We start from the raw sequence: 23,441 nt of genomic DNA on the forward strand, positions 1-23,441 counted from the left end.
CCCTCCTATAATGATTCACTTTCTTCAATATCATCTTCTTCGAAGTCATCAGCTTCAAAGTCATTTTCATCACATACTTCACAATCTTCATCAACTTCTAAATCATCTTCAATGATTTCTTCATCAACTTCATCTTCAGTATTTGGGGTTTCAATCACTTCATCTTTATCGATACTGCGAGGGAAACGATGCTCTTCTTCTTCAATATTACGCATGTCTACTTCATTATCATTTTCATCTAATAAGCGAATATCTAAAGCTAAAGCTTGTAATTCTTTTTTCAATACTCGGAAAGATTCAGGTAATCCTGGTTCCGGTAATGGCTGTCCTTTAACGATTGCTTCATAAGTTTTAACACGTCCAACAACATCATCAGACTTAACAGTTAAAATCTCACGCAATGTATATGCTGCTCCATATGCCTCAAGAGCCCAAACTTCCATTTCTCCAAATCTTTGTCCACCATTTTGAGCTTTACCACCTAATGGCTGCTGTGTTACTAATGAATATGGTCCAACAGAACGTGCATGCAATTTATCATCGACCATGTGCGCTAATTTGATCATATACATTATTCCAACTGAAATATTATTATCAAAATATTCACCTGTACGTCCAGAAATTACTGGTTGTTTACCATCTTTAGACATACCTGCTTCAGCCATGATATCTTCAAGATCATTTGGATGTAAACCATCAAAAGCTGGTGTTGCAATATATAGACCTAATTGCCGAGCGGCATATCCTAAATGTAACTCAAGCACTTGTCCGATATTCATACGAGAAGGAACCCCTAATGGATTTAACATGATATCTAAAGGCGTCCCATCTTCTAAATGCGGCATATCTTCAATTGGTAATATTCTTGAGATGACCCCTTTATTACCATGACGTCCCGCCATTTTATCTCCTTCAGAAATTTTTCTTTTTTGTACAATATATACTTTAACTACTTTATTTACTCCTGGCTGTAATTCATCGCCATTTTTTCTTTCAAATACTTTAATATCATGAACAATTCCAGCTCCACCATGTGGTACTCGTAATGAATTATCTTTAACTTCACGAGATTTTTCTCCAAAAATAGCTAACAACAATTTTTCTTCAGCAGAAAGTTCAGCTTGTCCTTTAGGCGTTACTTTACCAACTAAAATATCTCCTTCTTTAACTTCTGCCCCAATCATAATGATACCGTCGCTATTTAAATTTTTACGAGCCTCATCACCAACATTAGGAATATCACGAGTGATTTCTTCAGGTCCTAATTTGGTATCACGACATTCGATTGCATATTCATCAATATGAATCGAAGTATAAACATCTTCTTTAACCAATCTTTCTGACATTATAACCGCATCTTCATAATTATATCCGTTCCATTCCATGAAACCTACTAATACATTTTGTCCTAAAGCTAATTCACCTTGTTCCATTGCTGGACCATCTGCAATTACTTGTCCTTTTAAAACTTTTTCTCCAAGATCCACGATTGGTTTATGATTAATGCATGTTCCATTGTTAGAAATTTTAAATTTCGCTAAACGATAGCGATGCTCTACTCCTTCATTATCTTCAACGATGATCTTCTTAGCATCAACATATTTAACTATTCCATCTTCACGGGCTACTACTGCAGCTCCTGAATCGCGAGCCGCCTGATATTCCATTCCTGTCCCAACAAATGGTGTATGGGGATTTAATAAAGGTACTGCTTGACGCTGCATGTTAGCTCCCATCAAAGCACGAGTCGCGTCATCGTTTTCAAGGAATGGGATACATGAAGTTGCAACTGATACGATTTGTTTTGGTGAAATATCAATAAAATCAACTTCTTCACGCTTAGCCATAATATTCTCACCTAAATGACGAGCAATAACCTGGTCATCTAAAATAGTTCCGTCTTTATCAGTTTTTACATTTGCTTGAGCAATAATATAATTTTTTTCTTCATCAGCTGTTAAATAGTGGACATCGCCTTCGTCAATAACACAATTATTAACCTTTCGATATGGTGTTTCAATAAAACCATATTGATTGATCTTAGCATATGATGCCAAAGTTGAAATCAACCCGATATTTGGACCTTCAGGAGTTTCAATTGGACAAATTCTACCATAGTGAGAAGCATGAACGTCACGAACTTCATATCCAGCTCGATCACGACTTAATCCCCCTGGCCCTAATGCTGATAAACGTCTTTTATTTGTCAATTCAGCAAGTGGATTTATTTGGTCCATGAATTGAGATAATTGTGAAGAAGAGAAGAATTCTTTAATAGCCGCTGTCAATGGTCGAATATTAGTCAATGACTGTGGTGTGATTGAATCAACCTCAGACAAAGACATTCTTTCCTTAACAACTCTTTCCATTCTTGATAAACCAATTCTAAATTGATTTTGAATCAATTCTCCTACTGAACGCACACGACGATTACCTAAATGATCGATATCATCTAATAAACCGATTCGTGCCATTAAATTAACACGATCTTCAGCAGTTAAATCTAAAGAATTATATATATCAACTAAGTTGAACATATATGAATATGCTGCAATCATATCAGAAATTGTAACAAATTTACTATTTAAAGATAAATCCGTCCCAATTACTCTCATTTTTTTACTCTTTGTGTCATCAACATACACATCTAGCACTTGAATAACACCATTTGATTCTAATCTAGGGTTGGTATTAAGTTCACGCGTATGGGCACCAGCTTCAAGTACTGGTTTTATTACATCTATAATTTCTTGAGTAATCAAAGTTCCTTCTGGATATACTATATCACCATTAATATCAACTAAATCTTGAGCTAAAATACGTCCAGAAATACGATCTAAAAGACTTAATTTTTTCTTGAATTTAAAACGTCCCGCTTTAGCTAAATCATAACGTTTACAATCAAAAAATTTCGCAAATAATAAGTTATTAGCCCCTTCTAATGTAGCAGGTTCTCCAGGTCTTAATTTATTATAAATCTCAATCAAAGCTTCTTCCATATTTGTTGTATTATCTTTAGCTAAAGTATTCATAATAAACTCATGTTCACCAAAAACATCGATAATTTCATCATTACTAGATAATCCTAAAGCTCTTAATAATACTGTTCCTGGCATCTTTCGGTTACGATCGATACGCACATTTAAAACATCCTTAGCATCATTTTCAAATTCTAGCCAAGTTCCTCTTGATGGTATAATACTACCATTAAATACAGTTTTACCACTTTTATCTAATGCATCAGCAAAATAAGCACCAGGTGAACGAACTAATTGTGATACAATAACACGTTCAGCCCCATTGATAATAAAGGTTCCAGAATCTGTCATTAATGGGAAATCACCCATAAATACTTCTTGTTCCTTAATTTCACCAGTAGCTGAATTAACTAAACGTAAAGATGCGCGAATTGGAGCTGCATAATTTGCATCACGATCTTTACTTTCTTCAACTGAATATTTTGCTTCATCAAATGTACAATCTACAAATTCTAACGATAATGTCTCATTAAAGTTAGTGATTGGGTAGATATCTTCAAAAACTTCCTTAATTCCAACTTCTTTAAACCATTTATATGAATTTGTTTGAATCTCAACTAAATTTGGAAGTTCTAAAGATCCACTAATTCTTGAATAATTCCGACGAGTAATTTTGCTCTTTGCTTTGGTTATTTTACTTTCCACGTATTAATTCCACCCCTTTATTTTTCTCTATCATCATGTTTTAGAGCGCGCAATAGCGCTTGATTTTAAACATTAATAGGCATTTTAATACTCTATCACAAGGATATTTTAAAGTCAATAACTTTTTTGTCTTTTTTAAAAAAAACTATTGACAAATAAAAAACATTGATTATTACTTAATAATCAATGCTTTTACATCCATCCTTAACAATTAACAGCCTTTAAAATATAATACCCTTTATCTTTTTTTACTACATTTACATTTTTAAAAACTGTTCCCAAATTCTTTTTTGCCGAAGGAGCCCCTTGTTTCTTTTGGATAACCACCCAAATCTCACCATTTGGATTTAAATGTTCTTTGGCATCTACCAAAATTTTTGTCACAATTTCCTTTCCCGCTCTAATCGGAGGATTCGTAACAATCAAATCATATTTACCTTCAACATTATCATAAACATTACTCAAAAATACATTTGCATCCAATTTATTTATCTGTAAATTTTTTTTTGCAAGAGATAACGCCCGCTCATTTACATCAACCATATCAATTTGTAAAAATGGGTAAACACTTTTCAAAGCAATGCCAAAAGTCCCATAACCGCATCCAACATCCAATAAACTACTTTTACTTTCATCAATAATTATTGCATCTAGTAGTACCCTCGAACCAAAATCAATCATTTTTTTTGAAAAAACTCCATTATCGCTAATAAATTTCAATTCTTTATCACGATAAAAAAAACTAAATTGTTCAGGAGCACTCACTAAATCTTCATTATTGGTATAATAATGTTTCATATTCCCTCCAAAGACAAAAGAGCCCTTGAGGGCTCTTATTAGTTAAATTAATTATTTAACTTCAACAGTTGCTCCAGCAGCTTCTAATTTTTCTTTAATTTCAGCTCCTTCAGCAGCAGGAATGTTTTCTTTAATTACAGATGGTGCTTTATCAACTAAACCTTTTGCATCAACTAATCCTAATCCTGTAATTTCTCTTACAGCTTTGATTACAGCAACTTTAGTTCCACCAGGAGCAGTTAATGTTACAGTAACGTTAGCTGGTTCACTAGATGCTTCTTCAGCTCCAGCAGCAGCTACAGCTACAGGTGCAGCAGCAGTTACATCAAATTTTTCTTCAATTGCTTTTACTAAATCATTTAATTCTAAGATTGTAGCTTCTTCTAAATAAGCTAAGATATCTTCATGTGTTAATTTTGCCATGTTTATTTTCCTCCAATTTTATTTAGCTGATTATTCAGCTGTTTCTTCTTTAGTTTCTTCACTAGCTGCATCCTCTACTGGTGCAGCTTCTTCTGTAGCTTCTGCAGTGCTTCCGTTTTCTTTAGCCTCTGCAACAGCTTTTACTACGCGCGCAAATTTGCTAACTGGTGCTTGTAACATACCAAGCAACATAGAGTACATACCTTCACGATTAGGTAATTTAGAAATTTCTTTAACTTCATCAACATCTAATATTTTACCTTCAACCACTCCTGCTTTAATTACTAAAGCCTCATGATCTTTAGCGAATTTCGCAAGTACTCTTGCTGGTGCTACAGCATCACTGTTACCAAATGCAATTGCGTTTGGTCCTGTTAATTGTGCATTAAGTCCTTCATAACCAGTTATTTCAGTTGCTCTACGAACCAATGTGTTTTTATAAACTTTGAATTCAACATCTTCAGCACGTAAATTTCTACGTAATTCTGTAACTTCTGCTACAGATAATCCACGGTATTCAACTACTACTGCAGATTGAGCTTCCTTTAACTTAGCAGCGATTTCTTCGACTAATGCGCTTTTTGCTTTAATTGCTTCTGCTGACATTGTCACACCTCCTGTAATTTTCTATATATGCAACAATATACTCAAACTAAAACTCTCGTAAAACGAGAGTCAAAGTTAATATATATAATATATTTCTTTAACACCTCGGTAACAAATTAAGGTTTCCCAGTTACTGTCTTGGGTATATTGATTGCGACTAATTAATAGCTACTATTTAGCAGCTGATACTTTAATGCTAGGTCCCATTGTAGATGAGATAGCAATATTTTTCATATAAACACCTTTTGAAGTAGAAGGTTTGATTTTTACCAATAAATCATAGATAGCAGTGAAATTTTCTACTAACTTTTCATTATCGAATGATACACGTCCAATAGTTAATTGAACATTTCCTTCTTTATCAGTACGGTAAGTTACTTTACCAGCTTTAGTTTCTTTAACAGCTTTAGCAACATCCATAGTTACTGTTCCTGTTTTAGGGTTAGGCATTAACCCTTTAGGCCCAAGAATACGACCTAATTTACCTAATTCAGCCATCATATCAGGAGTAGCGATCATAACTTCAAAATCTAACCATCCTTTTTTGATGTCTTCTAAAATTTCTTTACCACCAACAACATCAGCTCCAGCATCTTTAGCTTCTTGTGCTTTAGCTCCTTCAGTAACAACTAAAACTTTTTTAGTTTTTCCTGTTCCGTTTGGTAATACTAATGCTCCACGTAATTGTTGGTCTGCTTGACGAGGATCTACTCCTAATCTAAATGCAACATCTACAGCAGCATCAAATTTAACTTTACTTGTTTCTTTTACTAATGCAACTGCTTCTTCGATTGAATAAGCTTTACCTTTTTCAATTAATTTAGCAGCTTCTTGATATCTTTTACTTTTCTTTGCCATTACTTTTCCTCCTTAGTGGTCTAACGGATTATCCTTCCACAAATGACGATAATTCTCTATTTTTTAACTATGCTTCAACTTCAACGCCCATATTACGAGCAGTACCAGCAACAATTCTCATTGCTGATTCTATATCGTTAGCATTTAAGTCTGGCATTTTGTATTCAGCGATTTCTCTTAACTTATCAGCTGATAACTTAGCAACAGTAGTAGTTCCAGCGTTGCTTGAACCTTTTTTGATTCCGCAAGCTTTCTTAATCATTTCAGCTGCTGGTGCAGTTTTCAATACAAAACTAAAATCTTTATCTTCATAAACTGTTAAGACAACAGGTACAGTTTCACCCATACGATCTTTAGTTTGGTCATTGAACGCTGTACAGAATTTAGGCATTTGGATACCTGCTCCAGCTAATGCTGGACCTGGTTTAGCTCCCCCAGCAGGGAATTGAATCTTCATAACTCTTACAACTTTTTTACTCACGTGACATAACCTCCTATATAAAATTTGTCCGTGCTGTGGTCAAATGGACAGTGTCCTTCCACGCATAGTAACACATATCGCGTCACTTACGAATTATACATTAATATTTGATAAATGCAACACTTTTTTTAATAAAACAAAAAATAAAACCTATAAAAGGTTTTATAATTTAATAATTAGTTACTTCTAAATATATTTATTTTAATTCTTTGACCCTTACTCTGACTTTCTGCTTTTGATTACAGTTACCTGTAAATACCCCTTTATCAATAATACAGTCATTATAATCCCGGCCATGTGCTAATTTAAAATAATCTTCATTTACTATCCGATCGTTAGTAGGATCCACGCCGACCCAAAAACCTTTATAAAACACTTCAACCCAGGCATGGGTAGCGCCTTCACCTACCATCATTCCTGCTACATACCTTGATGGAATACCACGATATTTTAACATGCTTAACATAATATGTGTATAATCTTGACAGACACCTTTTTTTAAAGCAAATGCATTTATTGCATCGGTATATATATTAGTAACTCCTGGAGTATAAGTCATTTCTTGATAAATTAAATGCATCAATGTAACAGCATAATCTTTATAATCATCTATGTTTATTTTGTCTGCAAAATTTTTAATATTTTGATCTGCCATCGTTAATTTTGTTTCATATTTATATATTGGATGAAAATAATCGCTTTCAGCTAAAGGCGTCAAACTTGTAACAACTACCCCTCTCACCCTAAAAGTAAAACTTTTATGTTTTTTTAAAGAACTTCCTACATAAATCAAATTTCCAAACCCATCATGCATCCGAGAAACTAAATCTGTAGGAAATATTGAATACGCTACTGATTCAACCCGTTGATATGTTCCGTCTTTAGGAACACAACGCAACTGGAACTGTTGATTAGAGATAAAATCATCAAATTCTAAAATCATTTCATATTCAAAACTTAATCTTTTAGTCATTTTGCACCATAAACAATATATTTAAGTTGTTTAATTGTTGGATATAATCCAAATGATCCTTTGACATCGCTTTATCAAATTTAAATTCATTTAAATCATCTAAATGATATAATTTTTTAATTTTATCAACCTGATCAACTAATCGGCAAATACTCTTTTCCAAAATGTCTTTTGAACATTGTAAACGATAATAAAGATCCACCCTTTCAGCATATTTACCACATTTAATAATATTGCGGCTTCCTTCTTCAACAGTCTCTTCAATACTCCCCCAAAACGCATAGATATTATCTTGTACTTTTTGTAATTCTAAAACCGGCGCATCAGAAAACTCCATTCTTTCAAAAATATTAATTGATAATTGAATATATGATAAACTTTCTGAACTTATTTCATCCCTTAATATAATCGCATTATCATATGCTCTTGACAAATTTGTCACAATTGAATCAGCATTATTTTTATCAAATAAATAAGATGTTATAAAATGTGCGTCATTAAAATAATTATCTTCGATTTCCAAACGCTGACAATATTCTTTATATATTTCCAAGTCACCATCTATCATCTTATCAAACAAATGCTGATAGTTGATAATCCCCGTAAAAACTCTTTCAATATATCTTCCTAACCAATATAAATTATTTGATTTTTCTAACGTGATAGCACCCATGTATCTTTAAACCCTCCTCCTTGTGATGAATTAACGACAAATGAACCTTGTTTTCTTGAAAATCTTGTCAATCCACTTGCCCATACTTTTGTTTTTTCACCTGATAATACAAACGCTCTTAAATCCGCCTTTCGCAAAACTACTTTACCTTCTTCACTTACCTCCAAATCAATAAAATCAATTACTTCCTGGGCAATAAACCGCCGTGGTTTTTCTAAAATTTCTTGTTTTAAAGTTTGTAATTCTTTTTCACTTAAATCCGCTCCAAAAATAACACCGTAACCACCTGCTTCTGAAACATCTTTTATTACTAACTTATCAATATTCTTTAGAATATAATCTCTATCCTTTTTATAATACGCCAAATAAGTTGGAGCGTTCTTTAAAATAGGCTCCTCTTTTAAATAATACTCAATCATTTTAGGAACAAAATAATAAATTCCTTTGTCATCCGCTACCCCATTGCCAGGTGCATTAATAATCGCTACATTACTTGCCCGATATACTGACATCAAATTAGGGATGCCAATTACTGATTCTGGTAAAAATGTCATCGGATCAAGATATTCATCAGAAACTCTACGATATAGTGTTCCAACTTTGACTTTTAAACCAACCTGATTTTTATAAAATAGTAAATTATTTTCAACTATCAGTTCATTAGGTGTTGCTAGAACAGCACCCGTTTTTTCAGCTAAATAAGAATGCTCAAAATATGCCGAATTATATCTTCCTGGTGTTAAGATTACATTGATTCCATCGCAATTCACATAATCCATCGTCTCTTTTAACAATGTTGTATAATCTCGATTGTCAACAATTTCGTTCTTTTTAAACGTCATTGGTGAAGCACGTCTGGTTAACTCTCTTGCAATCATTGGATAACTTGCCCCAGAAGGAATTCGCAAATTATCCTCTAAAACATACCATTGTTTGTCTTTACTCTCAACTAGATCAATACCGGAAATATGACTAAATATTCCTTTAGGTGGTAAAATACCATTACATTCATGAAGATATCCTTTTGAAATAAAAATAAATTCTTCAGGAATAACACCATCTTTAACAATAGATCTCGTAGTATAAATATCTTTTAAAAATAGATTTAAAGCATCTACTCTTTGAATCAACCCCTTTTCTAAATAAGCAAATTCCTCTGCTGTGATTACCCTTGGAATTGCATCAAATGGAAAAAACTGTTCATGAAACTCATTGTTTTTATATATACCAAATTTAACCCCATATCTTTTTAACAGCTCATTAATATTTTTTTCATGTTTTACTAACTCTTGCATATATCTCCCTCCAAACAAATATTATCGCATTGATAATATTTTATTATCATAATAATATAATACGTTTGATGGATTGTCAATTTATTATTGATATTTTTACATCAGCAATACACAATTATAAAAAAACACATACTTTATCTAGAAATTTAATTTTTGCCATTACAACCCATTTTCAATATATCTTTACTCTCATCTACTCTCTAATAAAATCAAGTATCTCATCAACCTTCATTAGACAGATTTAAAAATATTTTAAATTTAACAGCAAATAACTCTCTTGATTACAATTAATAATAATATTGTTAAAAAAAATCCTCTGAAACGAGGATTTTTATAAGTCGATTTCTGTTTTCCATAAGCCATGAAGATTGCAATACTCATATACTGTAGCTTTTCCTTTTTTACCAGCAATATCAAAACTAGCCTCTGGCTGATCATTTGAAGTTAGTGCGACCCTCAAAATATTACCAGTTTCAAACTCTACCCAAATATTACTAATAAAATGTTCTGGGGTCATAGGATGACTTACATCACCTACTGATACTTTTAACTTATTACCATCAACACTCACCACTGGTAAATGTTTTTCAACAGCAGCATCTACTACTCCTGCTTCTATTACTTCCATTTTTTTACCACAGCACATTAATGGTACCCCATGATCATCAATCATCTCAACAACATTTCCACAGATAGGACATTTCAATAGTTTCATCTTCAATCCTCCTTTCATCTTATCTTTCCCTTGCAACTATATAATAACACAAATAAATAATAATAGTTACTAATATGCTTTATTAAATACTCCCCATATTATTATTAATAATTTACTTATTTATATACCTTTAATTTTCAAAACAAAAGGCTCCTAAGGGAGCCTTGATATTATCCTAAATTTTCAACCATTGCAAGATAAGAATCTACTTGTAAAGATGCTCCTCCAACTAAAGCACCATCTATATCAGGTTGTTCTAATAAAGTCTTTAATCCTTCAGGTTTAACAGAACCACCATATTGAATTCTTACTTGATCTGCAACTTCTTGACCATATAAATCAGCAATTACACTACGAATATATGCACAAACATCTTGAGCAATTTCATTAGTAGCTGTTTTTCCTGTTCCAATAGCCCATACAGGTTCATAAGCAATTACACTACGCGCTGCACATTTTGGACATACATCTTTAAAAGCAGCAACAGTTTGTGTTTTTACAACATCTTTAGTTGTTCCAGCTTCATATTCTTCTAAAGTTTCACCAACACAAACAATTGGTGTCATATCATTTTTTAATACTTGTAACATTTTAGCATTTACTGTTTCATCAGTTTCACCAAAATATTGTCTTCTTTCAGAGTGACCAAGAATTACCCATTCAACTCCAATTTCTTTTAACATTTCAACACTAACTTCACCAGTATAAGCTCCGCTATCTTTGAAATGACAATTTTCAGCAGCAACTAATAAGTTTTTAGTTCCTTCTTTAGCAGCTTGTAAAGCTAAATATGGAGTAGCAATTCCCCAATCAGCACTGTCAGACACTTTAGCATCTACAGCTTCAACAAACGCTTTAGTATCAGCGATTGTTTTGTTCATTTTCCAGTTTCCTACGATAATTGGTTTTCTCATTATAATCTCCCCTTATTATTTATCATCAATTGCAGCGATACCTGGAAGAACTTTACCTTCCATATATTCTAATGAAGCTCCTCCACCAGTTGAGATATGAGAAACTTTATCAGCATATCCAAGTTGCATTACAGCAGCAGCACTATCTCCACCACCGATAATAGTATTTGCACCATCTAAATTAGCTAAAGCTTCGCATACAGAAATTGTTCCTTTAGCAAATGCAGGCATTTCAAATACACCCATTGGGCCATTCCAGATTACAGTTTTAGCACCAGCTAAAGCAGCTTTAATATTTTCAACTGATTTAGGTCCGATATCTAATCCCATATAACCATCTGGAATATCTCCTTCAACAACTTTGATATCTCCTTCTTCAGAGAAAGCATTATTAACAACTGCATCAACAGGTAAAATTAATTTATCTCCTGCTTTAGCGATTAATTCTTTAGCAATTTCAACTCTATCTTCTTCTAATAAAGAATTTCCAACTTTTTTACCTTGAGCAACAGCAAAAGTATATGACATACCTCCACCAACGATAACTTTATCAGCAATTTTTAATAAGTTTTCAATAACTAAGATCTTATCAGAAACTTTAGCTCCACCTAAAATAGCAACCATTGGTCTTTCAGGATCATTTACAGCTTTTCCAATATATGCGATTTCTTTTTCTACTAAGAATCCAGCTGCACTTGGTAAATGAGCAGGAATACCAGCAGTTGAAGCATGTGCTCTATGTACTGAACCAAATGCATCTTCAACAAAAACATCACCTAATGAAGCCCAATATTTTCCAAGTTCAGGATCATTTTTAGATTCACCAGCTTCATAACGAGTATTTTGTACTAAGATCACTGCACCATCAGCAGCATTTTTAATTGCATCTTCTAATACTGCTCCTCTTGTAGCATTAACAAATGTTACAGGTTTTCCTAAATGTTTTTCTAAACAAGGAGCAACAACTGCTAAATCGTTTTTAGCTTTGTCTTCTTCTGTTTTAACTTTTCCTAAGTGTGAGAATAATACTACACATTTTGGATTTTGTTCTAATAGATAATTGATTGTAGGTAACGCTGCTACCACACGATTATCATTAGTAATTTCTCCAGTTTCTTTGTTTCTTGGTACATTGAAGTCAACACGGCATAAAACCACTTTTCCAGCGACTTCGATATCTTTGATTGTTTTTTTATCCATTTTTAATATTCCTCCATGGCTGAATTATATCACTGTTATTCATTGTTTTCAATTAATTTCATACAATATAATGAGGTGAAATGTATGAAAAATAGCCAATTAATTAATATTGATAATTTACCAGAATTACTCAAACACGATTATACATTTATCGATTTAAGAGACCCTTTACAATTTAATAGATTACATCTGCATAAATTTATCAATATCCCTTACGATTCTTTTATTAGTAATCCCCCTAAACTTTCTAAAAACAAACCCATTTACTTAATTTGTTATAGTGGCAAAAGATCTTTAGAATTAGCTAAACAGCTTTCAATGCAAGGTTATAATGCTTATAGTTTTAATGGTGGATTTTATGCAATCGAGCACCCTATCAATAAACAATACTACTAAAATTTTATAATGGTGCGTTATAAAAACGTCCCACATATTTTTCTGATTTACTAACATTTATAATAATTTTAGGATCAACTTCTTTTAAAACTGTAATCACATCATCAACTTCATAACTAGAAACAATTGCTGTCAACATTGATATTGGTGTCTTAGAATAACCTCCCATTCCATCTATAGCTGTAATCCCATGATGAAACTTCTCACAATATATTGCCATTACATCATCTTTCTGCTTTGTAAATATCTGCATCATCACCCGTTTATAACGAGTATGAAATGTAGATACTGTTTTAGTTGATAAAAATTGAAATAGTATTGAATATCCTGCTGCTTCAAAACCAAAAATACAGCCAAATACACTAAGCATCAATGCATTAAAAATAAATACTTGATTCCAAATTTCTTTGCCGCTTTTATTAGAAACATATAAGGAAATAAAATCCGTTCCACCACTTGAAGCATTTCCTTTCAAAGCAATAACAATACTACCACCAAATAAAAAGCCGCCAAAAATCACATTCAAAATTTTATCATCAAATAATGGTATTTGTGGTACCAGTGGTAAAAATAAAGATGTTAAAATAACTTGCAATAATGAAAAAAATACAAAGCGAGGTGATATTTTTTTAGCACAAAATAATGCCACAGGTATATTCAAACACAATAAACCAATCGAAGTAGGAAGACTTCCACCAAATAGTTCTGCAACCATATCAGCCATAATGGCAATCCCCATAAAGCCACCTGATAAAATTCCTGCTGGGCGCACTAGATTCTTAGTCGCAAATGCCATGACCATCGATGATAATAAAACAGCTCCGAAGCTAATTAAATATTTTCTTTTTTTTAAATCCATTTTACAAATCCCCTTTTTCCTGCTCCGATTATAGCACAGTGATTGTATTAATTAAAGAACAATATAACATCAAAACCAAAATTAATAGTTAATATTTGATGTATTCTTAGAGTAATTTGTATTTTCTTAACTGTTCTTCAATTTCATGCTCATCAATCATACAATGACATTCACCAAGTTTAATTGCTGGTTTTGTTTTACCATGATAATCACTGCCGCAGGTAATTAAAAGGTGATTTTTTTTACCAAACTTATAAAAATACTCAACCGTCTCTAAACTATGATAATTACTAAATGCTTCTACGCCTTCAACACCTAGTTTTACCATTTCATCAAATAACTCAAATCGCCCTTTTAAATTATTACCAGGATGCGCTAAAACAACAACACCGCCATGCTTTTTTATCAAATTAATTGTTTCTTGTAAACTCGGATAAATTATTTTAGTATAACACGGTTTCCCTTGTGCATAAAAATCCCAATAAAAATTAACGTACGGATTATCACTGCGTTCACCACCATTTCGATACGGCTTCAATAACGGATAATCTACGTAACGCTGATCATTTAACAATACTTCTCCGATCATCTCACCAGTATATATTCCACTATCTGTTAAACTTTCTAATGCATTTAAATCTACATCAAATCCCATTTTATTTATTAACTCTACTTTTTCTTTAGAACACTTTAATTCTTGATCGAAAACGTTTTTTTTCTAAAAGAAAAAAATCTTCTTGATGATAATCTATACCATAGCCTAGAACATGTAAATCGATTCCGTTATATGTACAATCAATCTCAATTGCTGGTATATACTGAATATTTAATTTTTCTGCCATTTCTTTAGCTGCATCAATTGCTTTAACACTATTATGATCAGCAATAGCCATAATTCTAATACCAGCTTGATAACATTGTTTCACTAATTCCTCTGGTGTAAATTCACCGTCACTGCTATATTTTGAATGCATATGCAAATCAATAAATTTTTCCATTAGCCTTCTCCTCTTATTTTATTTTTTAATACTTCTATTGCCAAATGATATAAACCTGCAAATATTAATTCATCTAAATTATCAATATTTATAATTTTAGGACAATGTTTTCTAGGTACATATTTAATCAGCTCACTGCTATCGAATATTTCAAAAACGTCACTACATATTCCCACAATTTCTGGATTTATTACACAACAAATCGTCGCTAACTGTTTTAATAACAAACCATGAGGATCACTTTCCAACATCCTATCCTGCTGATAGTGTGAAATAAACGGCAAATATGATAATTCACCAGCAAAATTTGTAGCTCCTTTACACAAATGACGATCAATTAATATTCCACAACCAATATATTTGATTTTAGGCTGATACATCAAAACAATATTTTCAATTTTGGGATAATGATCTGCAAAACCGATACTAGCAATATTAACATCGTTTTCGATTATCACCTCAAGATCAAACCGCTCATTGATCAACGCAAATAAATCAATATTTACCAGTTCATCGAAATCACAAATATCTATTTTACCATCCTGACAAACTCCAGGAATGCTTAAAGCTAAAACTTCTATTTTGTTATCTTTTCTTAAAAAACTAGTAATTATTTCTAAAATATCATTTACTATTTCTTTCTTTTTAATAATCTTTTTTTCTAATTTCACATTTCCTAAAAGATCAACTATATTTACCATAAAACAGCAGCCCAAAGCTTCTTTTTTTAAAATTATCCTTAACAAATGATAATAATCTTTATTTAATACATACTGTTTTGATTTTCGTCCCCCTGTTGACTTGGCTTCTCCAGCTAAATATATCTCCTGACGTTCTAATAAGTACTTCAATATATTAGTTGTAGCTGCTAAAGAAAGCTTTGTTTGTTTTGCTAGTTCATTTTTTGTTATTACTTTCCCATTGTAAAAACATAGTCTAATTTGATGAATGTTATTTGTCTTTAAATCTGTTACCTTAGTCAAATATCTCCCTCCTGCAACTTTCGTTATATCGTGTCGAAAGTTTACAATTTTATTATAGCAATAATATTATCAATGTAAATGTTTTATTCACATTTATTTGATACAATGATTTTGAGGTGAATATAGTATGTCCGACTCTTTAATTACAAAACGTGCGCTTGCTAAATCATTAAAAGAATTATGTCAGTATCGTAATTTTGAAAAGATTTCTATAAACGATCTTACTAGTAAATGTAGTTTAAATCGCCAAACATTTTATTATCATTTTCAAGATAAATACGACCTTTTACAATGGCTCTATTATGATGAGTTGTTTATAGATATTGAAAATATCATTACTTTTAATAACTGGGATCAATGCTTACTTAAGGTTTTAAAAAAAATATATCAAGAAAAAGATTTTTATATTAGTACTATTAATACTAATGAACAATACTTCTACCAAGATCTCTATAATCTATCCCAAAAATGTTTTTATGATGCAATTACCAAACTTGATACAAACAACTCTATTTCAATTCAAGAAAAAAATTTTTTTAGTGAATTTTATGCTTATGGAATTTCTGGAACTGTTTTGCAATGGATAAAAACTAATATGAAAACTCAACCTGAAAAATTAGCTCATGATCTAAAAAAAATTGCTACTCAAAGTGAAATATTTGCTGTAGAATTATTACATAATTAAGAAGTTGAAATTCAACTTCTTTTTTTAACAAAATAAAAAGATTTCATTTAACGAAACCTCTTTAATCAACTATTTATTTTTATTTTTCATCTTATAAACAATAAACCCAATTACTACTATTACCGCTACTACCATCAATATGATATATGGTGTAATATTCGTACTATCTCCAGTTAATACTGCATTCATTTCAATCACCTCTTGCTATTATTCTACCTCTAAATCAATTCATGTGCAAACACTTTATGTTTTATTTCCGTTTCAAATCACGCTTGCAAATTAATGATGTAATGATTGCTGCTATAGGAACACATATTACAATACCAATAGACCCTGCAATTCCTTGTAATAATTCTATGGCTATCGAATCATTATTGATAAATTGAGTAAAACTTATCCCATAAGAAAAGACCAATAATAGTAAGTTCAAAGAACTTCCTGTAAATGCTAAAATCAATGTATTTGCCATTGTTCCCATCGCATCTTTTCCTACATTCATTCCAGAAGCAACTAACTGTTTAAAGGTTAAATTAGAATTAACTACATATATCTCATTTACCGACGAAGCAATCGACATTGCTACATCCATCACTGCCCCTAGTGATGAAATGATAATTCCCGCCACTAATAAGCCCCGAATATAAAACTGATTATCTCCAGAAATCAACATTAACGATTCTGCTTCAGTCATATTAAAACCGCTCAAATGCCCTAAAACTTGAACTAAATAAGCAAAAATTCCTGCAATTGCTACTCCAGTAACTGTTGCAATAATTGCCGAAATTGATTTTGCACTTACTCCATCAAACACAATAAAGCATACTAGAGTAATAATACTCACCACACCAATCGACACTAAAATAGCATCATACCCTCTAGCTACCAAAGGTATTAAGATCAGTACTATCCCAATCATCGCAAACGCTAACCCTAATACAGCTTTAAATCCTTTTATCCCTCCAATAAAACATAATAGAGCCACAAAAAGTATTATACTAATCAAAATCGTATTAGTACGATCGTAATTATAAATAGCTACATTATAACTGTTACGAGTATTTTCTAAAATCGTTACAATAATTTTAGTCCCTTTTTTTACAACTATATTATGAATTTGACTAACTTCATTTGTAACATCATGTACTTCACCTTTATGCTCACCTTCAGTTATTTTTAAACTAACTTCTTGACTTCCTAGCTGTAAACCACTTTTATCACTAGTTTCTAATTTATCACCTTTAACCTCTAAAACAATAGCTTTTACATATTTACCAGCACTAGATGATTGATAATCTTGGTTATTCTGATTAATCAAATAAATAGCACTAACAAATATAACAGTTACAATGAATATTAATGCCATCTTAATAAATTGTTTTTTAGTAATTTTTTTTATTTTTAACTTCAATTTTTTTCCTCCAATGATAAAGACGCCACAATGTGGCGCTTTATCAGCTTAAATTTCTTTTTTTCTAATCAAACTATATCCAAATATACTTATTATTGCCATTATTAAAACTAATTCCTGATTACTATTATCTCCTGTTTCAACCGCTTTATTTTTATTAGTAGTTTCTGTTACAGTAGGTTTAGCAGTTTGATCATCACCAGGTTTTGTAATTTCATTTTTAGGATTTTTTTCAAGTTTTTCTATAGCTTGTTTAATTGTTTCAACTGCCTGATCAACTTCACTTTGAGTAACATTCAAATCAGCTAAAATTATTTTACCCTCATCGATTGCTTTTAAATAGCTTGCATAACTAGAATCACTATATCCATCATTAGTTAACATCTCATCGATCAACTTTTGTAATTCACTCTTGTCTATTCTATTCACTGTTTCTAATCTAATTTCATTACGATCACGGACTCTTAAACAAACACCATTTGGATTATTATATATGATTCCAATCGCACTAACTTCGTTACCTACTTGAATTACATCACTTGTATCTACTTCAGGATTAATATAGCCATCAACAAATATTCTAAATCTAGTTCCTTGATCATCTTGAATCCAACAATTATCTAAGATACCATCGACAATACTTACTTCAGTTACTCTCCCCTTAACTTTAGCTAATAATCCACCATAATTTTCATAATCATTAGCTTGCATTAAACTTAATTCAGTTGGATCCAGCGGATTAACAGCATCATCAATTATCTCATAACCATAAACACCACTATTACCAATCTTTAATTCTTTATCCCCTTGATATTCATCAACATATCCAATTACACGTACTTTATTACCTACTTTGATCCCACTGCCATTAGCAATTGGAAAAATATCAATTCCACCAGTTTCATCTTGGATATAAATTGTATCAAAGAACGCATTTGGAGCTTCACTACCTGCAGTAACAATTCCTTCTACTGCATAAATATCTCCAAGATGTCCATTTTGACGAACTTCTGCAATACTTGTTGTGGGAACATCCACTTTTACACTATCTAAAATATTAGTTACGATATTATAATTTATATATTGCAAGTCATAAATATTATCCATGTCTGCCTTAACTTCAAAATTTGATAAGAACACTGTCCCAGCTGTAAATACCTGTCCTTGACCAACTTGTTCAGCTGCCAACACTGTTACATCACCTTTTTTTACTACAGCTGTATTTTCATCATATGGTGCAGTGGCACTTAGTACTGGTTTATCACTTTCATATTTACTATTACTTTTTCTAGAATTTATACTATAAGTTGTGTCAAACCCTTTAACCAGTGCTTCACCCTTGCCAGGATTTACTGAACATCCTGAATAAACACTGTACTCTTGTTGATCAACTACCCCTGCTAGCCATTTTGAATCTCTATTATATGTTCCTTTAAGTTTTAAACGATAACTTTGACCATCATTAACTTCTTGATCAATTACTTCATCACTATTAATTGACATCGATGACCCAATTGTTTTTAATAACGTATTAATTTGTGTACTTGATGTATATGGATCTTCATTTGCATCTTGATAGTCAGCTAACGCACATGTTATTACAGTTCCACCATTATTTACATATTCTGCAACATCTTTCATAAACGATTCTTCAAAAACACTCGGCTGCATTCCATCACCGCTAGTAGATGTCACTTTTTTCATTGGCGCCGTTACTACCAGTAAATCTGTATCTTTCAATAATTTAGCATCAATTTTATTAGTTTCTATTCTTGCCTGAACACCTTGATTAGCACATAACTTGATAAAGTTATCCATATTCCCACTATAATATCCGTTTACATAATCATTAAAATGTGTCCCATCAATCACAACTTTTGTAACTGTACTTGGATCAGCGACATCTAATTTAACCAAACCATTATAAGTCTTATCTACCCCATTGATCATTGCCTTTAAAACTACATTGATCGTTGTTTCTCCATTTACAGAAGGAATATATGTAAATTCATCTGTCGTTGTTTTTAACGATTCTAGAATCGCACCATTAGTAAGTTCACTACCATCGATACTACGAATAACATTTCCATTTACAAAATATTCAATCGATTTAATTATCATATCGACATTTTCATTATTATATAGTGTTGTAGTAATTCCAACATTTTCATTTTTAATAGGTAATTCGGTATCGCAAGCAACACTAGCAATGCCCGCTTTTTCCACTTCGCCTGTCCATACTGGCGCCGTTACTGCGATATCTTGATCTAGCTGAGTTACTCTTAAATAATAATATGAATAATTATTAGGCAGATCAAATGTTACGGTTCCTTCATTTCCAGAAAGCGTCTTACTTGCAGCAACGATTCCTCCATTTACAATTACCTCTACAGTTCCAATTGCTTTATCTGTAGGATCACTAATTTTAGCACTAAGGTGAACAGTTTCACCAGCATCATATACTTCACTACCCATGATTTGATCATTTAAAGTATAATAAATGTTCAAATCATTATCTTCTGTTGCATAAACACGACGTTTATTTAAAGCATCATATAAACTATTTTCATCTAATGTTTGCGCTAAAATAACTGAACGAGTTGTATTTGCATCACCCCAAGCCCCTTTATGATTATCCTGGTTATTCGTTGGTGCTACATGCCAGCCTTTATCTAACGCTCTTGTATAATATTCATATGATGGAAAATAACCACCGCTCCTTACAGCTCCTTCACCATTACCAACTTCAATCAAATTAATTCTTGCATCGTTTTCAACACTATAGTTTGTAAAGTCATAGAAATCTCCGAAAGTTGTTCCTGGGTGATTAAATTGAGAAATTGATGTCGCGGCACTAACTAAACGATCATAATATTGGGCTAATCCTGAAGGATTGCTTGCTGACTGTTTTTTGTTTTGAAAAATTGCATTATTTCGATTCTCAAAACCGGCTGTATTGAAAGTATTAATATGTCCGCTACCATCACTCCATGTCATCTCATAACCATAGACTCCTAAAAAAGTTGATCCAGCGCTAGTAACATCGTCATTAATAATTTTTTGATCAGTGATATTTTGGGCTGCGGCTTTACCAGTTGCCCATTTTTCATTATTTGCTGAATCATTGATCGAAGCTTCATAATTACTACCTTCAAATGAGTTAGAATGATCAGTAACTGCTAAAAAATCTAAATTTTTAACTTTTGAAGCATATTCAAAAGCACTTTCAACTGATCCTGCCCCATCAGATAAATTTGTGTGAGCATGTAATTGACCAAAATAAGTATTATATGTTCCTGTAAATACTTCATGGTATGTATATGTTATTTCCTTACTTGATTCACCATTTAAAATAGCATAAGTTTTTAATGTTGCTGGTAAAACTGTGATCGTAATTGGCTCTTTATATTCAAGATACTCACCATCATTTAACTTATACATGATCTTAGCATCTGAAGTAGCGCAGGATAATGTGATTTTACTATTCAATTCCAACTCCCCACTACCTTGACTAGCCACAACACCGGCAATCTCTTCACTTGGCTTATCTGCCACTTTAGTTACATCATCAGCATTCAATAATTGTAAAATATATGAGCCATTATATCCCTCTAAAATTCCTTTTATATTGATAACATTGTTTTGAGCAATCTTTTTTGCTAAGATCTCATAATCATCACCACGACGTGAATCTAATTCGGCATTTAGTGTATAACCATCCTTAAATAAAGTTAGATTAGCATTGTTATAATTGTCTTTAGACATACTATTTACAATAACTTCATCTAAAGCTACATATTTTCCACCACACATATCACCAATTTTATCCAGTGTTACAGTTGTAGCTAAAACTTCATTTTTATTGCTTATGATTTGAACATCCGTTACTTCTAATTCACATTTACCACTATAATACTTAGTAACTCCTTTAGCGATTACTTCATCACCAATTTGAATCTTTTTATCTTTTAAAACTGCATCCCCATATAACATGATTCCGCCTGTAGAATCTTGAATATATTGACCTAATGATGCATTATCATATTTACTTGTAGCAATGCCTTTAACTGTAAATTCATTATTTTCACCATTACGAGCATCATTTATCGTACTGTATTTTTCTGTAAATTGATATACCTTTACATCACTGTCTTCTTTACCATCTAAAGTTGCCCAAACTTTGATCGTACAAGGCAGCTCGTTTAACACTGGTGGGTTATTTAGATCATAAACCCTAGCCTCGTCATTTCCAATCTGATAGTAGATCGTTGCTAAAGGCGTAGCACAACTCATTGATAATTTTGTCTTTAACGCTACCTGGCCACCATTTGGAGCAATAATTACATTACTTACTTTATTACCCAACAATGCCGTTAATGTAATATTATTCAAATAACAAGTAGCTCCACTACTACTAACATCATCACTTGGAACAATCCGAATATATCTAGCCTCGCTAGGTATACTTAAATATGTATTATCATTCCATGATATTGCATTTAATGCTCCAGAGGTAGCAGTAATCTCAAAATCACTTTCACTAACTTTTTTATATTCCAAACCATCTTGTGAATATAAAACATGCCACTCTTGATTCATCGTTTTTGAACGCCGCATGCTAAAACTAATCTGTAAATCTTCATAACTTGAATCTGGTATTTCAATTTGCCAGTATTTACTGCCCGCTTCACCATCAAAGCCACTAGCTGCTAAAAAATAGCTTGCACTATTTCCCCAGGTTCCTGTGGCATTTGTAGTCAAATTAAACCCTTCTCCAAAAGTAGCTGGAATTACAGATTTTTCTGGTACTGTTTCAGGATTACTATCTATATTCCAGTTTGCAATAGTCTGTCGCTGTTCTTGAGCGTTAATAAAATTTAGATTTCCATACATTATGGAAAATATCATCACTAAAGACAGTAGACAAATACTAATTTTATGAAATTTCTTTTGCCATATCATTATTTTTCTCCTTTCATTTTCAGATAAATTATAATCATCTCCTTTAAATCAAAATACCAAGTTTATGTAAAGTTTTAATCAATTAATTTATAAGATTTTTTATTATAGTTTTAAAAAATAAATATTTATGCTATTAAAATAATATTCACAGATATTTTTGTAAAAATATATCTTACAGGAGATAATGAGTTTGATAATAATTTGCTTCAAATAGTGTAAAATATTTTGCAGATAAACAAATTAAAAATTATTCATATGAAAAAACATCAAATTCTCACCCAAAAAAAGAAACTTAAGTAAAAAGTTTCTTTCATCGACTAGCCAATTATATCTGATTAATTGCTCGAATCATTAATTCAAATACTTCCCTTCTTTTTCTTCTACTAACCTCTATTATTACAGTACTATGTCTTAATTTTATCTTCATTCCTCTCATAAAAGCTATTTTATCAATATTTATAATTTGATTTTTATTAACCTGTACAAATTATGTTGATAATATTTTAATAATCTCTTTGATTGGTATATCAT

General features: G+C 31.8%; 20 protein-coding genes and 1 other annotated feature. Of the genes, 2 read left to right on the plus strand and 18 right to left on the minus strand.

Annotated features, from left to right (window positions below):
- Positions 1-5: 5 nt before the first annotated feature.
- The 12 genes from rpoB to OC535_RS07985 all read right to left on the minus strand — a co-directional run bounded on the left by rpoB (position 6) and on the right by OC535_RS07985 (position 12,619).
- Complete coding sequence (rpoB, locus tag OC535_RS07930) at positions 6-3,683, minus strand: DNA-directed RNA polymerase subunit beta (protein ID WP_498823534.1); 3,678 nt, start codon at positions 3,681-3,683, stop codon at positions 6-8.
- A 204-nt stretch (positions 3,684-3,887) separates the two neighbouring features.
- Positions 3,888-4,481 (minus strand): class I SAM-dependent methyltransferase, encoded by a 594-nt coding sequence (locus tag OC535_RS07935; RefSeq protein ID WP_498823535.1) that lies wholly within the window; start codon positions 4,479-4,481, stop codon positions 3,888-3,890.
- A gap of 51 nt (positions 4,482-4,532) precedes the next feature.
- On the minus strand, positions 4,533-4,904 hold the full coding sequence (gene rplL / locus OC535_RS07940) for a 50S ribosomal protein L7/L12 (protein WP_024722184.1): 372 nt from the start codon (positions 4,902-4,904) through the stop codon (positions 4,533-4,535).
- Between the two features lie 30 nt (positions 4,905-4,934).
- Positions 4,935-5,510 carry a 50S ribosomal protein L10 gene (gene rplJ / locus OC535_RS07945; RefSeq protein WP_498823536.1) on the minus strand — a complete coding sequence of 192 codons (576 nt, stop codon included), beginning with the start codon at positions 5,508-5,510 and terminating at the stop codon, positions 4,935-4,937.
- Positions 5,511-5,547: 37 nt separating this feature from the next.
- Positions 5,548-5,671: a sequence feature (ribosomal protein L10 leader region), on the minus strand.
- 10 nt (positions 5,672-5,681) lie between these two features.
- Positions 5,682-6,368, minus strand: a complete 687-nt coding sequence (gene rplA / locus OC535_RS07950) for a 50S ribosomal protein L1 (RefSeq protein WP_024722182.1) — start codon at positions 6,366-6,368, stop codon at positions 5,682-5,684.
- A gap of 67 nt (positions 6,369-6,435) precedes the next feature.
- Complete coding sequence (gene rplK / locus OC535_RS07955) at positions 6,436-6,849, minus strand: 50S ribosomal protein L11 (protein WP_024722181.1); 414 nt, start codon at positions 6,847-6,849, stop codon at positions 6,436-6,438.
- Between the two features lie 196 nt (positions 6,850-7,045).
- A complete protein-coding gene (locus OC535_RS07960; RefSeq protein WP_227052640.1) occupies positions 7,046-7,822 on the minus strand; it encodes a transglutaminase family protein in 777 nt (258 codons plus the stop codon).
- Positions 7,815-8,495, minus strand: coding sequence for an alpha-E domain-containing protein (locus OC535_RS07965; RefSeq protein WP_227052641.1), 681 nt, complete (start codon positions 8,493-8,495; stop codon positions 7,815-7,817). Before OC535_RS07965 ends, OC535_RS07960 begins: the two co-directional genes overlap by 8 nt.
- Complete coding sequence (locus tag OC535_RS07970; RefSeq protein ID WP_498823537.1) at positions 8,477-9,790, minus strand: circularly permuted type 2 ATP-grasp protein; 1,314 nt, start codon at positions 9,788-9,790, stop codon at positions 8,477-8,479. The genes OC535_RS07965 and OC535_RS07970 overlap by 19 nt, the downstream gene beginning before the upstream one ends.
- A gap of 331 nt (positions 9,791-10,121) precedes the next feature.
- Positions 10,122-10,505, minus strand: a complete 384-nt coding sequence (locus OC535_RS07975; RefSeq protein WP_227052643.1) for a desulfoferrodoxin family protein — start codon at positions 10,503-10,505, stop codon at positions 10,122-10,124.
- Between the two features lie 170 nt (positions 10,506-10,675).
- Positions 10,676-11,419, minus strand: coding sequence for a triose-phosphate isomerase (tpiA, locus tag OC535_RS07980; protein ID WP_024722176.1), 744 nt, complete (start codon positions 11,417-11,419; stop codon positions 10,676-10,678).
- Positions 11,420-11,434: 15 nt separating this feature from the next.
- Positions 11,435-12,619: a phosphoglycerate kinase gene (locus OC535_RS07985; RefSeq protein WP_024722175.1), complete on the minus strand. Its 1,185-nt coding sequence runs from the start codon at positions 12,617-12,619 to the stop codon at positions 11,435-11,437.
- Between the two features lie 84 nt (positions 12,620-12,703).
- Here OC535_RS07985 and OC535_RS07990 point away from each other — a divergent pair, with 84 nt between their 5' ends.
- Positions 12,704-13,015: a rhodanese-like domain-containing protein gene (locus OC535_RS07990; RefSeq protein WP_024722174.1), complete on the plus strand. Its 312-nt coding sequence runs from the start codon at positions 12,704-12,706 to the stop codon at positions 13,013-13,015.
- 4 nt (positions 13,016-13,019) lie between these two features.
- Here the strand turns inward: OC535_RS07990 and OC535_RS07995 are convergent, their stop codons facing one another.
- The 4 genes from OC535_RS07995 to OC535_RS08010 all read right to left on the minus strand — a co-directional run bounded on the left by OC535_RS07995 (position 13,020) and on the right by OC535_RS08010 (position 15,855).
- Positions 13,020-13,874, minus strand: coding sequence for a YitT family protein (locus OC535_RS07995; protein ID WP_024722173.1), 855 nt, complete (start codon positions 13,872-13,874; stop codon positions 13,020-13,022).
- 106 nt (positions 13,875-13,980) lie between these two features.
- Positions 13,981-14,529 carry a PHP domain-containing protein gene (locus OC535_RS08000; RefSeq protein WP_498823538.1) on the minus strand — a complete coding sequence of 183 codons (549 nt, stop codon included), beginning with the start codon at positions 14,527-14,529 and terminating at the stop codon, positions 13,981-13,983.
- A gap of 25 nt (positions 14,530-14,554) precedes the next feature.
- Positions 14,555-14,872 (minus strand): PHP domain-containing protein, encoded by a 318-nt coding sequence (locus tag OC535_RS08005; protein ID WP_498823539.1) that lies wholly within the window; start codon positions 14,870-14,872, stop codon positions 14,555-14,557.
- Positions 14,872-15,855 (minus strand): ROK family protein, encoded by a 984-nt coding sequence (locus tag OC535_RS08010; RefSeq protein WP_498823540.1) that lies wholly within the window; start codon positions 15,853-15,855, stop codon positions 14,872-14,874. The genes OC535_RS08005 and OC535_RS08010 overlap by 1 nt, the downstream gene beginning before the upstream one ends.
- Before the next feature lie 127 nt (positions 15,856-15,982).
- Between OC535_RS08010 and OC535_RS08015 the strand changes: the two genes are divergently transcribed.
- On the plus strand, positions 15,983-16,540 hold the full coding sequence (locus tag OC535_RS08015; RefSeq protein ID WP_498823541.1) for a TetR/AcrR family transcriptional regulator C-terminal domain-containing protein: 558 nt from the start codon (positions 15,983-15,985) through the stop codon (positions 16,538-16,540).
- Positions 16,541-16,790: 250 nt separating this feature from the next.
- Here OC535_RS08015 and OC535_RS08020 read toward each other — a convergent pair whose 3' ends face one another.
- The gene (locus tag OC535_RS08020) at positions 16,791-17,948 is read right to left on the minus strand and encodes a YibE/F family protein (RefSeq protein ID WP_498823542.1); all 1,158 of its coding nucleotides are present in this window, start codon (positions 17,946-17,948) and stop codon (positions 16,791-16,793) included.
- 48 nt (positions 17,949-17,996) lie between these two features.
- Positions 17,997-22,910 carry a CehA/McbA family metallohydrolase gene (locus tag OC535_RS08025; protein WP_498823543.1) on the minus strand — a complete coding sequence of 1,638 codons (4,914 nt, stop codon included), beginning with the start codon at positions 22,908-22,910 and terminating at the stop codon, positions 17,997-17,999.
- Positions 22,911-23,441: the final 531 nt, after the last annotated feature.

This window comes from Clostridium sp. Marseille-Q5894 (genome assembly GCF_946902305.1).
Classification (GTDB): Bacteria; Bacillota_I; Bacilli_A; order Erysipelotrichales; family Coprobacillaceae; genus Thomasclavelia.